At 55.1% G+C, this 13,112-nt stretch carries 20 protein-coding genes; 7 read left to right on the top strand and 13 right to left on the bottom strand.

Annotation, left to right across the window (positions count from 1 at the left end; all coding sequences use genetic code 11):
- Window positions 1-36 precede the first annotated feature (36 nt).
- The 3 genes from FFR93_RS02865 to FFR93_RS02855 form a co-directional block, all read right to left on the bottom strand.
- Window positions 37-504 carry a hypothetical protein gene (locus tag FFR93_RS02865; RefSeq protein WP_138391856.1) on the bottom strand — a complete coding sequence of 156 codons (468 nt, stop codon included), beginning with the start codon at window positions 502-504 and terminating at the stop codon, window positions 37-39.
- A 161-nt stretch (window positions 505-665) separates the two neighbouring features.
- Entirely contained in the window at window positions 666-977 is a 312-nt protein-coding gene (locus FFR93_RS02860; protein ID WP_138391855.1) for a hypothetical protein, read from the bottom strand.
- 60 nt (window positions 978-1,037) lie between these two features.
- Window positions 1,038-1,655, bottom strand: coding sequence for a hypothetical protein (locus tag FFR93_RS02855; protein WP_138391854.1), 618 nt, complete (start codon window positions 1,653-1,655; stop codon window positions 1,038-1,040).
- A gap of 89 nt (window positions 1,656-1,744) precedes the next feature.
- Here FFR93_RS02855 and FFR93_RS02850 point away from each other — a divergent pair, with 89 nt between their 5' ends.
- A complete protein-coding gene (locus FFR93_RS02850; protein ID WP_138391853.1) occupies window positions 1,745-2,257 on the top strand; it encodes a hypothetical protein in 513 nt (170 codons plus the stop codon).
- Window positions 2,258-2,365: 108 nt separating this feature from the next.
- Here FFR93_RS02850 and FFR93_RS02845 read toward each other — a convergent pair whose 3' ends face one another.
- The gene (locus tag FFR93_RS02845; protein WP_138391852.1) at window positions 2,366-2,755 is read right to left on the bottom strand and encodes a hypothetical protein; all 390 of its coding nucleotides are present in this window, start codon (window positions 2,753-2,755) and stop codon (window positions 2,366-2,368) included.
- Complete coding sequence (locus FFR93_RS02840) at window positions 2,755-3,255, bottom strand: hypothetical protein (protein ID WP_138391851.1); 501 nt, start codon at window positions 3,253-3,255, stop codon at window positions 2,755-2,757. The genes FFR93_RS02845 and FFR93_RS02840 overlap by 1 nt, the downstream gene beginning before the upstream one ends.
- Before the next feature lie 136 nt (window positions 3,256-3,391).
- Here FFR93_RS02840 and FFR93_RS02835 point away from each other — a divergent pair, with 136 nt between their 5' ends.
- Entirely contained in the window at window positions 3,392-3,937 is a 546-nt protein-coding gene (locus FFR93_RS02835) for a hypothetical protein (protein WP_138391850.1), read from the top strand.
- A 76-nt stretch (window positions 3,938-4,013) separates the two neighbouring features.
- Window positions 4,014-4,478: a hypothetical protein gene (locus FFR93_RS02830; RefSeq protein WP_138391849.1), complete on the top strand. Its 465-nt coding sequence runs from the start codon at window positions 4,014-4,016 to the stop codon at window positions 4,476-4,478.
- A gap of 28 nt (window positions 4,479-4,506) precedes the next feature.
- Here the strand turns inward: FFR93_RS02830 and FFR93_RS02825 are convergent, their stop codons facing one another.
- The gene (locus tag FFR93_RS02825; protein WP_138391848.1) at window positions 4,507-5,685 is read right to left on the bottom strand and encodes a hypothetical protein; all 1,179 of its coding nucleotides are present in this window, start codon (window positions 5,683-5,685) and stop codon (window positions 4,507-4,509) included.
- Window positions 5,686-5,808: 123 nt separating this feature from the next.
- On the opposite strand from FFR93_RS02825, the gene FFR93_RS02820 reads away from it, so the two are divergent.
- On the top strand, window positions 5,809-6,540 hold the full coding sequence (locus FFR93_RS02820; protein ID WP_138391847.1) for a hypothetical protein: 732 nt from the start codon (window positions 5,809-5,811) through the stop codon (window positions 6,538-6,540).
- Here the strand turns inward: FFR93_RS02820 and FFR93_RS02815 are convergent.
- Window positions 6,537-7,076 (bottom strand): dual specificity protein phosphatase family protein, encoded by a 540-nt coding sequence (locus FFR93_RS02815; RefSeq protein WP_138391846.1) that lies wholly within the window; start codon window positions 7,074-7,076, stop codon window positions 6,537-6,539. The two genes, FFR93_RS02820 and FFR93_RS02815, sit on opposite strands and share 4 nt — an antisense overlap.
- A 101-nt stretch (window positions 7,077-7,177) precedes the next feature.
- Between FFR93_RS02815 and FFR93_RS02810 the strand changes: the two genes are divergently transcribed.
- A complete protein-coding gene (locus FFR93_RS02810) occupies window positions 7,178-8,482 on the top strand; it encodes a replication-associated recombination protein A (protein ID WP_138391845.1) in 1,305 nt (434 codons plus the stop codon).
- Window positions 8,483-8,522: 40 nt separating this feature from the next.
- Here the strand turns inward: FFR93_RS02810 and FFR93_RS40655 are convergent, their stop codons facing one another.
- Window positions 8,523-8,663, bottom strand: a complete 141-nt coding sequence (locus FFR93_RS40655; RefSeq protein ID WP_171049043.1) for a hypothetical protein — start codon at window positions 8,661-8,663, stop codon at window positions 8,523-8,525.
- Between the two features lie 289 nt (window positions 8,664-8,952).
- Here FFR93_RS40655 and FFR93_RS02805 point away from each other — a divergent pair, with 289 nt between their 5' ends.
- On the top strand, window positions 8,953-9,579 hold the full coding sequence (locus FFR93_RS02805; RefSeq protein ID WP_138391844.1) for a PAS domain-containing protein: 627 nt from the start codon (window positions 8,953-8,955) through the stop codon (window positions 9,577-9,579).
- An 8-nt stretch (window positions 9,580-9,587) separates the two neighbouring features.
- Here the strand turns inward: FFR93_RS02805 and FFR93_RS02800 are convergent, their stop codons facing one another.
- Both FFR93_RS02800 and FFR93_RS02795 read right to left on the bottom strand, forming a co-directional pair.
- On the bottom strand, window positions 9,588-9,977 hold the full coding sequence (locus FFR93_RS02800) for a DUF3010 family protein (protein ID WP_171049042.1): 390 nt from the start codon (window positions 9,975-9,977) through the stop codon (window positions 9,588-9,590).
- 85 nt (window positions 9,978-10,062) lie between these two features.
- Window positions 10,063-10,287, bottom strand: a complete 225-nt coding sequence (locus FFR93_RS02795; protein ID WP_138391842.1) for a hypothetical protein — start codon at window positions 10,285-10,287, stop codon at window positions 10,063-10,065.
- 185 nt (window positions 10,288-10,472) lie between these two features.
- Here FFR93_RS02795 and FFR93_RS02790 point away from each other — a divergent pair, with 185 nt between their 5' ends.
- The gene (locus FFR93_RS02790) at window positions 10,473-11,480 is read left to right on the top strand and encodes a hypothetical protein (RefSeq protein ID WP_138391841.1); all 1,008 of its coding nucleotides are present in this window, start codon (window positions 10,473-10,475) and stop codon (window positions 11,478-11,480) included.
- 1 nt (window position 11,481) lies between these two features.
- Here FFR93_RS02790 and FFR93_RS40650 read toward each other — a convergent pair whose 3' ends face one another.
- The 3 genes from FFR93_RS40650 to FFR93_RS02780 are packed head-to-tail and all read right to left on the bottom strand — an operon-like array spanning window position 11,482 to window position 13,004.
- Entirely contained in the window at window positions 11,482-11,658 is a 177-nt protein-coding gene (locus FFR93_RS40650; protein WP_171049041.1) for a hypothetical protein, read from the bottom strand.
- Between the two features lie 60 nt (window positions 11,659-11,718).
- Window positions 11,719-12,102 (bottom strand): hypothetical protein, encoded by a 384-nt coding sequence (locus FFR93_RS02785; protein WP_138391840.1) that lies wholly within the window; start codon window positions 12,100-12,102, stop codon window positions 11,719-11,721.
- 50 nt (window positions 12,103-12,152) lie between these two features.
- Entirely contained in the window at window positions 12,153-13,004 is an 852-nt protein-coding gene (locus tag FFR93_RS02780) for a HigA family addiction module antitoxin (RefSeq protein ID WP_138391839.1), read from the bottom strand.
- Between the last annotated feature and the right edge of the window lie 108 nt (window positions 13,005-13,112).

Raw genomic sequence — 13,112 nt, 5'->3', positions numbered from 1 at the left:
CGCCGAACGTTGCGTCGAGCGCGCGACATATCACGGTTAAGCCGCTTCCCTTTCACGTGCGTTCTCACGGGATGCCCGTTCAAGCCAGTGGGGAACGTTTGCGTCAAAGCGTCCGTAACTTTCAGCAACGTGAGGATAGGTTCGAACCCAGGTCTTCAAAGAGTTCCATGCCTCGCTACCAACAAAAGTAGACGAAGTCATATGATTGGCGCGGATGCCAAACTCCATTGCGAGACGCGCTATTTCTTCGTCGTTGAAACCATTGAGTGACAGCCGGAGCTTCTGACAATCGCTTTTGAAAACACCCCAATCGCCATTATCATCCTTATCGATGAACGTCCCGCTTCCGAGGGAAACTCCCTTCCCGGAATACAACGAGCCGACGTCAAGCAACTTGAGGTACGGGCCTTCCATCGACAATCTACCGATGAATGTCCTGCCTCCGATTTCGGCCGTGTGGAAAGTGTTGAGTTTCGCGTCCAACCAATCAGCCGCAGTGAACATCCATTTTCTCCGTGTCGTTTGCCGTTCCTATAGGTAGGAGAGCCCCGTATTGCCAGAAGAAAATTGGATAACTGCCAATGTGGTTAAGGTCAACGCGAACATTTCCTAAGACCCAATCAGGGCGGTCCTATTCAGCTATTCAGGACCTCTCTTTTCGTGGATTACATGCGGAGACCGGTCGGCTCTTCTTCTGTCAATTCGGCTTTCAGCGTCCGGGCAGCCAGGAATGCCTTGATGTCTTCAGCATGATAGCCCGCAAGTTCCGGAACTTCCTTGGCAACAGCGTGGTCGAGGCTAACATAACGCCGACGCGCCGTGATGCCCTTTCCTCCGTTAGCCCGGCTATCGATATAGGTTTTTCCCAGCGCATAACTGTCGAGCCAGCCTCGTGCCGTTTTGTTTGCCTCAACCCATTCTTCAAGCCGGGCCGCCTGGTGGTCTTCGATGGTTACGTTTTCGAGTTCTGGACGCATGCAAATTCTCCTGTTCGGGACATTTGTAAAACCCGCTGATGAATTCTACAACGACCGCTGTCAGCTTCCCAAAATCGTTTCGACGTACTCATCATCGACGAGAAGCCTGAACTGGGCAGCAGCACGTAAACTATCGGGCCCGGCCCTGTGCACATGGGGATATCGCTGCTGAACCCGTACCGTGGCCCTGGACAAGCGTTCATACCCCTGACGTTCTAGCGCGGCAATTCGAGCCTGTCGCAGGAAAAGATTGACTGGATACAAATCGAGGGCGTCAAAATCTGGAGACAGCCTTGAAAGCCACTGACAATCGTGAGCAGGATTGTCCGACAGACCGATAAAACCAGGGGCCAGATCAAGCCTGATGCGACCAACGGCCCCATCTGCATTGATACCGAACCCTTCCAGGTCTTCCAGCGTGATATTGTGAAGGTTCTGCGAGCTAGTGGACCAGTCACTCAGCCTGAAATCATGCCTGCGCCTTATGAGGAAGGACGACGGCTTCAAATCGAGGCCACAGCTCCCGTACTCTATAGGATAGCTGTCTTTGCCGAGACCACTGGATTCGACGTCAATGAAGCGGAGGAGGGAGAAATCGTCGCAAACGTCCTCTATCCTCAAGCCCTCTGTCTGGGCGAAGAAATCCAGCTGATCCGGATCGAAGGTCTCGTTCGTCATGACAGTATTCTAACGACCCGTTTTCTGCTTGCAATCCCAGAATTCCTTGCACACCATGATGGCTTGGACGCTCCGGAGCCCGCTTTGCAATGATCGAGAAATTCCTTGAACAGGCCTTCCCGCAGGTCGATGCGGACCTTATTCGCGCGATGGCTCAACAGCTGCAGCAGCGCGCGGAGCCTAATTCAGACGCCCGGGCGGAAATCGAACATCTCAAAGAACAGCTTGCAGCAGCTGAGAATGAAGCGCTGCGCCTCAACCAGCGTCTTTTGTCACATATGGTCGGCACCAAGAACGCCACCAAGGGCGGGCTCGATGTGCTTGCAGAGCGTGCGAGCCATTATTCGGACAAGGGCTTTACCGATAGTCACGACGACAATCACAGCAATTACGAGATGATTTCTGCCGCCATGGCGCATCTATCCGATGCACGCCTGCGCGCTCAAGGCATCCCTGGGCACAAGTCTGCGCCGCCTGACTGGGCATTGGATGAAAGCAGCTGGAAAGCCAAGGACACGATCAGAGAGTCACTCGTTGTCGGCGCATCCTTCATCATTGCGGAAATCGACCGCATCGACCGTGGCGGCCTCGATAAAATCTGAAATCCCAGCTCTCCCAACGCGTTGGTGACAACCACTCGGCGCGGGGAATTGGTGATAGAAATGGCGGGAAATCAGTCTGAGGGCCAACCGCTCGGGAAGCATGTCCGTTCAAAGCTTTGGACCGGACGGTTTCGGGGAGTACGCCTCGACAACCAGAGCTATCACCTTTTTGAGCGAGCGTGAGTGCATCTGTCCGTGATAGTAATAGCCTTGTTCGGCCACCTTGACGTCCTTGCGGTGCTGCCCAGGCAACAGGATCATGATCTCGTTTCGCTCGGTGCGAAGATTGACCGCGCTCGCAGGACGCCCATGCTGGAGGTTCCTGATCGAAGCGCGCATTATCTCCGTGCCCGATAGCTGTCGAGTTCCGACATCAACCCTCAGCTCAAACACAACACCCCCTTCAGCTTCGATGAAATAGCGGCCAGATTGCATAGCTTTGTGGCTATCGGGCAGCTCATCGAGCGGAAGAGGGTGTTGGTGCGAGGTTCTTCTCATTACATCCTGTAGCCAGATGCGGCCGGTGTATCGATAAGCGTCTGACGCTGCTGTGCGCCGAGCTTACGGGCCATGTGCATTTCAGCCTTTTGGATGACATTTTTCACGGCGTTGTTCAAGTTCATTTCGTACTCACCGTTGACCTTGTACGACCTCATGCCTTCGGCTTCGATCTTGAAGCGGTAATCCTGGCCATCGAGTTTGAAGGTCATGTAGACGCATGCCTTGGTCGTCTGCTCAGTGCGAAGGTCGTTGGTGTACTGGCCAAGTGCCTTGCCGTTGCGACGGTCGTTTGCTGCTTCAGCAATGCGCTTTTCGATCAGGCTGATGGCATTGCCGTTAGTCGTGTTCGGGGTCACGCGAAGTTCGAAGTCGAAGCCGTTTAGACCGGTCGTTCCATAGAAAACACGACCAGGAATGAGGTCGTGATGAGTTGGGACTTTGGAGACGTGCTGACGGGCTTTGATTTCCGTGCCGACATCCGAGAGCGTCTTGAACATAGCGGTTTCTCCTTTTGCTACATCAAGCGTTTCTGTCGGCGGCGCATCATGCAAAGGAATTCTTAACCATGATGCGGGTTGTCGAAGGCAACAGGCCCTGTAATCTGGTGACAGGCACCCGAACGAGGCTCATACAATGGCAAATCTCAAAACCTACTCCGACGAAGCAATCGAAGCTGCACAAAAGGGACCACATCGCACGTGGGACACCTATGACATGCAGAACGAGGGTGTGCGCATCCACACGCTCCACAATCTCGTATCGGCTGATGTTTTCGATCCGGAAGAGGCTAAAGCGGTTCTTACCGAACTGGAACAATTGAGCCGTTCCTACGGATACGGGACCTGTGACAGCCTGCTTTGCGAAATGGACAACAAGACCCGCGCCGATCTCGAAGAAGACACTGTCATGCAAATTCGCTTCGACGGCCTCTTTTACAACGAAGACGAAGACAGCTACTTCCATGATGCGAACACCAGCGAGAAGAAGCTGTGGGAGGCTGCCAAGACAAATGAAAGCCGCAACTTCCTGAAAGGCGATCACATCTCCTACAACGGCTACAATGGCGCACTCTCGTCCACCATGCTGGCCGCATTCAGACATGGCCGCGACATGAGGGCGCTGGAAGCTGGACGCGAAGACCTGGTATCAGAAAATTCGCCTGCAAAGCTCACGCCATAACGGGCGTTGTTGACGCGAACTGGGAACGCGGCAACAATTGACTTACTTTTGAAATGCAAAGTACCCGGAGGATAGGATGGACGGACGCACGTTGACTGCCTTGTCATCGCTCCCGATTCAGACCTATCCCGGGTACAGTGTCCGAATGGCAATCGTCGAGGCCATCAAATCGTCGAACACCCTGCAGAAAGCGCTGGAGCCTTCGTTTTTCCGGAAACTTCTTGGCGGCATCACGAAAGACTATGCTCGCAGTATCTGCGCGATCAGCAATGAACAGATCAGAGTTGTCCGAGGCATCGTAGGACAGGTTGCCCAGGTGGCCATGGCAGCGGAAGGCAGAACACATGGCTCCGAGCTTCAAAAATGGAAAGCCATCTCCGGGACCTGCCGTCGAATTGTAGAGAATCTCGATGAATGGCGCGTGTTGGCACTGGATTTCGAGGCCAACACGATTGGCTCCCACGCCGCTCTATCAGATGAGAACAAGCGACTTATTCACTTCCTTCGCGACCTGGAGCATCCAGCAGCTGGGCTCCAGTAAACGCGGCTAACGCTCCGGACACTGTGCGTCAGCGAGCCACAACCCTCGCACCAAGGATATCGAGCAACTTGCGACCATCGGCATCAGTTGACGTCATTGCGCCTGATAGCGTCGACAACGTCTCGCCTCGTTCCGGAATGACATCGACCTCAAGGATGTTCGGAGATGCAAGGAACTGGCTGACAGGCTCCGTGATGAGCTTCTGGTTCCTGACCGCTTCCTTTTCGCTGGAATTCTGCGTTACCCAGGCATTGGTGATTGCCGAAATCACGGCGCTTTGGCCCGTGAATACCGGAGCAAGACCAGACAGGCTCTGCCCCTGATAAAAGAGCGTTCTGACAGAGATATCAGCGATCTGACGGTCCAATTCCGCTTTCAAGAATTTGAGCTTCTCCTGATCGCCAGTCACGTTCTCATCACCCCGCGCAAAGTAGCTCTCCAACAAACCGTCGTCGAAGCCACCGAGGGTCGTTTCAATCTTATGACTGCCAAGTTTGTCGGTCTTCACAGCCAAGGACGCGCTCAGCGATCCAGAGGACGTCGTCGATGAGAGCCGAGCCGTGACATCGGCGGAATAGGGTTCGCCTGTCAGCATTTGAGGCGCTGCGCCCATCGGGAGCGACATTTGACCAAGCAGCACGAGAAGAGCCTGACCCGAGAACGTCACCGAGGCCTTTACGTCCAAAGTTGCCGGGATGGAATACAGTTCCTTCCACTGACGCCCCTTGGCAACGAGAGAGGAGACCGTAACCAGCGGTGCATCAGCGTGTTTCCACTGTCCGTTGACGACAGCCAGTTCATCAAAGGCGAAGCCTGGTTGACCACTATCCACGTCGAGAATACCGAAGCCATTGCTCAAAAGCGCTTCAGCGTGAAACGAGTCTGGCCCGAACGTGACATCGATATTGGAGAAAGCCACTTGCGATGCCCGGGTCCAGCGATAGCCAGCGTCGATCCCCGTTATCTCGATCCGGCCGAACTTAAACGCCCGGTCGTTTGCAGACCCTGAAAGACCGTCGATGACGATTGTATCTTCATTCCCCTGTATCTGCTGAACTCTGGCGTCCGCGAAACCTTTCGCCTTCAACAGTCCGAGCAGTTCGCTCTGAACCATTTCCACCGGGTTTTCTTCCGGCTGCTCCTGGGCGATAGCCGGTAAAGGAAAAACGAGCAATGTTGTGGCAAGCAAGGCAGATGAAGGTTTCATAGAACTTGGTCTCGGGGAGGTCCTCTACAATGTTAGGCGCGCCTTTCACCCGAGGCAAGGAATTCTCGGGTTTGCCTGTTGCATGCCCCTGTGTAGTATCTGACCTATGATACGGAGAGAACTATGACACAGTCCGCAGGCACCAAGCGCATCAAGGTAACATTCGAGACGAGCAACCCGGAGGGTGACGTCATTGATCAAGGGTTCGAGGACGCCGAGGGCCGTGCCTTCGACAACGTTCTTGAGGCCGCGACCTGGCTGACAGACGAAGGAGCCATCTTCCCAAGCGCATCGGACGCGAAAGGCACGATCTGGTTCACGTCAGAAGACGACACTGATTTTACGACCGGCCAGGCCACCCGTCGCTCGTTTCACCCCATCGGCTTTACGCAGAACGAACTCAACAGCCTGTTCTTTGCGGTCAGCCAAGGTAAAAGTCTGGGAAATCCCATGGTCCTCGACAAAGCGATGGTCGACGACTTCGAGACGTATGCCCGGACCTTCCGCGTCAATGACGACGGCATCATCACCGACGCCACCGACAAGAAGCTCGTCGGGTACCACCAGGCCGTTGCCTACATCGAAAAATTCGCAGGGCCAGTAATCAGCAATCAGCTGAAGGCTTCGCTGGCTAGAGAAGCAGAAGTTGCGACCGAGGACTTCTTCCCGGGGCAAACCTTCATCGAGCTTGCTGCGCGCGACGCGATCTATTTTGGCCTGACAGACAGACCAATCCTCGTCTCGACGATTACAGCCGACAGCACGGTATCGCATCAATTCCTCTCACGAGCCGAGATCAGGGCCCAGGCCGAGGAAATGAAGGCAGACGGCGTGAACAGGACGTTCGGCCGCTAACCTGCCTGATCAGCAAGACCGCGAAGCAGCCGCACTCCGGCTGCTTTGTCATTTGTATTTTCGTAGGCTTGCCAGGCTGACATGATGGCACCGTTTCTCGAAAGAAGGGTGTCAGCGTGCTGCAGTACGACACGGTTGCACACAGCCAGCGGGCAAATCTGAAGCAATTGATCGACGGCTTCCTTTTCACGGCCGACACCAAGACGGTCGGCGAGGATTGCCAGTGCAGCACCAGCGGAACGGCTCTGACCCTGGAAGCAATGAACCAGCAGACGCTTGCCACGGTAATGGCGACCGATCTCAAGGATACGTCGGATTTGCGCCAACTCCGGAGCAAAGGCTTGACCGCCAATCCGGTCCGTATCATCGAACTGAAAAACCATCTGCCGGGTCTTCTCCGACTGGATACGCAGACCGTCGGCGAAGTTAGCGTCTTCGATTGTGATGACGCCATCAAAACCAATCCAACCATCGCGAGCAGCCTTCAAGGATTTAACTGCGATAAATTCATCCTGTGCTGAACCGATGATCAACATTTCAACAATCCGATCTGAGATATTCCGCAAGAAAGCCTTGCTTGTCTGAATTTTATGCCATGATATAGGAGCCGATCTCGTCCAGCGACAGGAATTTCAACGTGTCCGATCTTTTTTCCAAAGCAGCCGCCTCGCGGGCAAGGCCGCTTGCAGATGAACTCCGCCCAAATACGCTTGCGGACGTTCTTGGACAGGAACACCTGTTGACCGGCAACGCTGAACTGATGCGCAAGATCAAGAGCGGCAGGCTTGGGACCATCCTTCTTTACGGACCGCCAGGCATCGGCAAGACGACGATTGGCCGGATCATCGCCAAGTCCATCAACAAAGAATTCAAGCCTCTTCACGCGAAGAACACAGGCGTCGCTGAAATCCGCAAGCTCATGGATGAAGCGCATATGAAACAACTGGTCGTCTTCATAGACGAGGTCCACAATCTGAATAAGAGCCAGCAAGATCAATTGCTTGAATCCGCTGAAACGGGACTTTTCGACCTGATCCTAGCGACCACCGAAAATCCCTATATCAACATCAACGCGGCGCTCAACTCGCGCGGACGCATCTACCAGCTCAAACGACTGGAGCCGCGCCACGTTACGATCCTCATCGACAAGGCCATGAATCACTACCGTCACGAGGGCATTCGGGCGACGATCTCCGACGAAGCGCGAGACACCGTCATCCGGTTTGCAAACGGCGACGGCAGAATGGCTATCGGTCTCATCGAAAGTTCGCTGATCGGACGCGATCCTGGGGATTTCCAGATTGATCAGGAGATCATCGAACAGGTCATGGCGACCGCGCCCGTACGCTTCGACAAGCAGGGAGACATGCACTACGACGTCACATCGGCGTTCTGTAAATCGATGCGCGGTGGCGACGAAGATGGGACCGTGTTCTGGCTGGCTGCGCTGATCAAGGGCGGGGTCGATCCGGTCTATATCGCCCGAAGGATCATGACCCATGCCAGTGAAGATGTCGGTCTTGCCGACAATACGTGCCTGGCAAGCGGAGAGGCGGCTATGACCGCTGCAAAGACCATTGGCCTGCCGGAATGCGCTATCATCCTTGCTCATGCCGCCCTGCACGTCTGCCGCGCACCGAAATCCAACTCCGCTTACCGAGCCATCGGAGCCGCCCTCGATTTCATCGACAACAACGGCATTCCGGAGGTCCCCAAACATCTGCGGGACACGCACTACAAGGGAGCAGCGAAGCTGGGACATGTCGGTTACATCTTCCCACACGACATGGAAAGTGGTTGGGCGAACCAATCTTATCTGCCGGAGGGAGTGCCCGTAGGCTCGTTCTATCAGAGCGATGCGCGTGAAAACCCGACCTACGAAGCCAAGGCGGATGACTTTTGGGATCGTCGCCGCGACAGGAAGACGCCACGCCGCTTCTGACGGAGATCGCGTTCTATCTCAGATGAAAGCTCACCGCGCCTTAGGCGGTGAGCAGGTATGCTCCGCTTACGAAAGCGACGAGCCCACTCAGCAGCATGGCTGCGACCAATCTCCAGTTCCCGGTCTTCGCACCTATGGCAACTTCGCGGTCGATTTCCTGGTCGATTTGCACTTTTCCCATTGATCTCGCTTTCGTCAAAATCCTAGCGCCTGCTCTCGCCCCGCCCTTCACGAGGATCAGCCAGTCCACGGGTCCTGTCAAATCATCCCCGCACTTTTCGTCGGCTTTACGCGGCCAAGTCCACAGTGGAGAATTCCTTGTAGCCCATCGTCCTGACTTGGCACCATAAGGAATTCGGTCGGCGGAAATTAACCAGTCCTTAACTATGCGCTGGAAACCATGGAATTATCGGGTAAATTTAATCTGACGAAACCGGGGCTCCGAGAAGTTCCGACCAGGACGACGCGAGATGAAACATTCAGCAAGGCAGCTATTTCAATATTGGCATTCCCTGAAGACAGATGCGAAAACGCATCCGCTGCGTCGTGACTTCAACCCCATGGCAATCCCTGCGCTCCTGCCTTCAGTCATGCTGATTGACACCTTGGAGCCGAAGGTTGGAAACATACGGCTTGCCGGTACGGGACAGGATGCACTCTACGACCGACCTCTGAAGGGCGAATATCTACCATCTCTGTTTGTCGAAAAGGATCAGGGTACCGTTCACAAGGCGTTGCAGGGTCTTGAAGCACAGTATGGAGCAATCGTGCTGCAAGCAGAGATGCCCGGGGCCGAAGGTACGTTTGGCACCGAATTCACCTTCATGTGCCTTAGCGACGACAATGGGCGGCCTTACCAGGCGCTCGCATTGCAGACGACAGACCTCCGGAAGGTTTGGAAATACGCAACCCCTCCCGGTCTATGCAAGATCACCAGCTTCCGAATCGTCAATCCGGACGAGGCTCTAAGAGTTGCGGATGACGCCTCTGCGGTGCCGCAGGCAAATGTGATCGAATTCTCCCGGCGGGGCAGGGCTCCGGAAAATGCGAGAAAGGTTGCCCATCTATCGGTGATCGATGGCGGCAATCACCCCTGATCGAGGGATCAGGTCGCCGCACAAACCGCTGCTTTGAACGCCTCAAGCTCGGCGTCCTTTAGGCGGGAGTGGGTCGCCTGGCATTTGTTGATTTTTGAGCCGCTGATGAACTCAACCGGGATATCCGCGAGGTAGAGAGCCAGTCCCTCCATCTTCAGCGAGGCCGCGCCTGCCCGCATCCGTCCGGTCTCGGCTTTCTCCTTGATCGCAATCTTCGTCGGGCCGATCTCAGTGAGAACATCTTGAAAGGCTTTGGCGAAACGCTTCATTGCTTCCGCATCTCGGGTGCCGGTTAGCACGATCCTGCCGGACGCGCCCGCCTCATGGCTAGTGCCGTTGCTGTGCACCTCAACCCAGCGCAAGGTCTTTGAATCCAGGTCGACACCAAGAATGGCCATTTTCAATTCCTCAAAAAGACAGGGCCGCGCGCGACCCTGTTCTGCATTTATCATTCAATGATTGCGACGGATGCGCAATAGGCGCTTAACGCTTCAGCGCCTTGATTGCCGCCAGCGTGCTTTGCACAGCATCCATATCGACGCTCTCACCATTCAGCGTGATGGCCTCAGCAGCATTGATGGCATGCCGGGTGTCGCTCCCTGCGAATTCCATGATCAGTTCGATTTTCAGTTCGGGCTCATCAAATTCTTCCGCGTCATCATGATCAACGAAGAACGTCTCGTCCGCACCTGCCCATTTGACCAGCACGCGGGGCCTTCCATGGTGATTTCCACCAGGTAATCATTATTACTCATTTTTGTCGTTCTCCGTTGATGACGAGCAAAAATGACGTATTCCTACGCTTCTTACAAAGTGATGCGACGCGCAGAAATGTTGACATTTGCGATTTTGTATGGAATTCCTTGTTGCGATTGTTTTTCGAGGCCGCCCCCATGTTTCAAGTCGATTATATGCCGCTCCTGAAGAGCCTGAATACGCAGACCGGATTGTCCTTCGTTGAGGGCGAGCCGGTAGAGACCTTGGCCGACCTGCCACTTTTCAGGATCGAGGTCCGCAAATTCCGAACCGATGATCACGCGCAGGCGTTCGTCACCGGGCTGGAAGTTGTCGGCTCGATGAACAAGATTGTCTTCGACTGGGAAGAGGGCGCTGAGAAGAACAATCGGCTGGTGCTCGTGGGCTTCCTGCAGGATGAAGTCACGCCTGAAACACCACTCGAAGAGCGAATTTCCCTGGTAGAGTTCGCACCTTCGAAGCGCGACTACAACGCCCGGGTCAAGGGAAGCGAGCGGCATCTCGAAGAAAGCCGACAGTTCTCCCGGAAAATGCAGGCTGAAGCGGACGATATGATGTCGCCCCTTGCTACGCTGGGATATCGACAAACCCGCACCGCAAACAATCACGTTTCGGTAAAGGGTCCCGACGGATACGGCGTCGGCATTAGCTGGGGCTTCAACCAGGATGGCATTGAAGTTTCTACCGATTTGTTCGAACTGAAGCACGGGTCGCTCGATCTGAGTGCCGAGTTCGATGCCTATGTCGCGACAACCAGCTGTCAATTCGAGAGCACTCTCCAGACTACGCTTGTCATCAAAGGCTTGCAGTCAAAGGACGACATCCCGGACGCCATTGAACGGCTTCGAGCCGTCGAAGAAGGGCTGAATGCGATCAGAAAGAAAGCTTACTGGGATCATTTCGTCAAAAACACCCCGATGACCAAGCCTCGCCGCGAGTTCCTGAAAGGAGCAGATGAGGGCGGCATCAGGTGCTACATCAACCGCGCAAACAAGCGCGCCTCGGCCGGAGGTCGTGACATTGGGCAGACCGAGATCGATACGCTTGTGCGACGTGGCTGGCTTGAAGGAACGCACCCAAAACTGCAGATTTCCGACCTCGGCCGCGCGGATGCGAAGCTGACCTCGGCCGCTCCGAAACCCTGACTTAGCCGATCTGAGCCTGAGTTTCTGCGGCCGAATTCTTGAGGTCTGAAAGGATTTCTGAAAGAGCGAGTGCTTCAACTCCGCCGACGGCTTCTTCCTTAAGGATGAGTTCGAGTGCCGTTTCAAGCGCGGCAATCTTGTCTTCGATGGTGATCGGGTACTCGATAATGTTTCGCATGCTGCTCTCCTCCAGGTTCAGAGTAATGGTTCCCGGAAAGAGGCAGGTCGTCAATCGCGTTCAGATTCCCGGTCCGACAGCCGCCGCCAGATCGGCCGCCGAGTATTCCTCGCCATTGACGACAACCTTGTCGACCTCGAACGAACCACCGGCAAGCTCCATGTCGTAGACGGCTTGCAGAGCTGCCACCGTGGAAATCAGGATTTCCCCGGGCTCAGACTGATCACCATCCGGCAAATCAATGGTGGCCTTGATCTGGTATTGTGGAATGCCTGAACCAACCTCCAGAATGTGCATCCGGCCTTCAAACTCAGGAAATTCGCTTAAAAACTGGATGGACAAGGCGTTTTCGTCTTTTGCCCACGACGTCGAGCGAATGACATCGAGATCGTCATCGCGTTCGCGTGTGAAAGTGACGGCAACGTAGTTGTCAGACATGGGCATCTCCTAATCGGGTACCCCGTTTTAGTCGCCCCAGCTGCAAGGGGCAAGGTTCAACCAGGTGCGGCGAGCGACCACATATGCGCGCGTTCGCTCGACCTACGCCAACGGAGACGATCCATCTGATCGATTGCCTGCAGCACGGCCTCGAAAGGTCGCTTCCCGGGTGACAGGTGAGCGATGCCGCCACTGATGGTGAACCTGACGCCTGTCCGCTTTTCGAAATCGATAGAAGCCGGTACCGCGCTGAAAGCCTCCTGGAGCCGGTTGACCGGATCGTCTGTTCCCGGTGGCAGCAGAAGAACCAAGGTGTCAAAACCGTAGTGGTAAATCTCAGCCCCGAGCGTTAAGGCTGCAGCCTCGGTTCCAGCCGCCAGCTTTCCCAGCATCACCTGACCATTTCCATGGCCGACGATATCGGAAATGTCCTGAAGACTGTCTATGGATAGCGCGACCGCATAACCAGGCGACTGAGAAGCTGTTGCATTCTCGGCAACAACTGCCGCGTCTTCGATTGCCTTGTACCTCTCGGAATACAAGGCATGTGCGAATTTTTCGAGTTCACTCTCAGCCGGGGTCGGAACAGCAAGCACCGGCTTCCAGACAGGCTCGATCCCCTCAAGCTCCTGACGTATGTCCTGGTACGCCTCCCAGAGATCGAGGTCCCGCTGAAGATTTACCCAGACATCGACACTCGTGCCCGTTCCCCGGGACAGCTTCAACGCCATCGTAGGCGTCACGGCCCGTCGACCAGAGATGATCTGACTGATCGTGAAGCGCGAGGTTCCTATGGCTCCGGCGAGTTCCTCCTGAGTTACCTGCGCTCGCTGCAACAGTTGCCGCAGGTAACTACCTGGACGGGTGGGTTGTGCGCTTTGCCTTGCCACACTTTCAACTGTGATCATATCGATCTCCTTCGCGTCATGAAGCCGTAATCGACAGGCATATTCAGGTCAATTATGCCGCGCATTACATCGACCAGGGATCGCTCACCGTGATTTACGGGATGGCGA

It is taken from the genome of Rhizobium sp. MHM7A, assembly GCF_005862215.1.
Classification (GTDB): domain Bacteria; phylum Pseudomonadota; class Alphaproteobacteria; order Rhizobiales; family Rhizobiaceae; genus Rhizobium; species Rhizobium bangladeshense.
The sequence above is the reverse complement of the archived record's forward strand: the minus strand, read 5'-3'. Positions and strand labels throughout refer to the sequence as shown.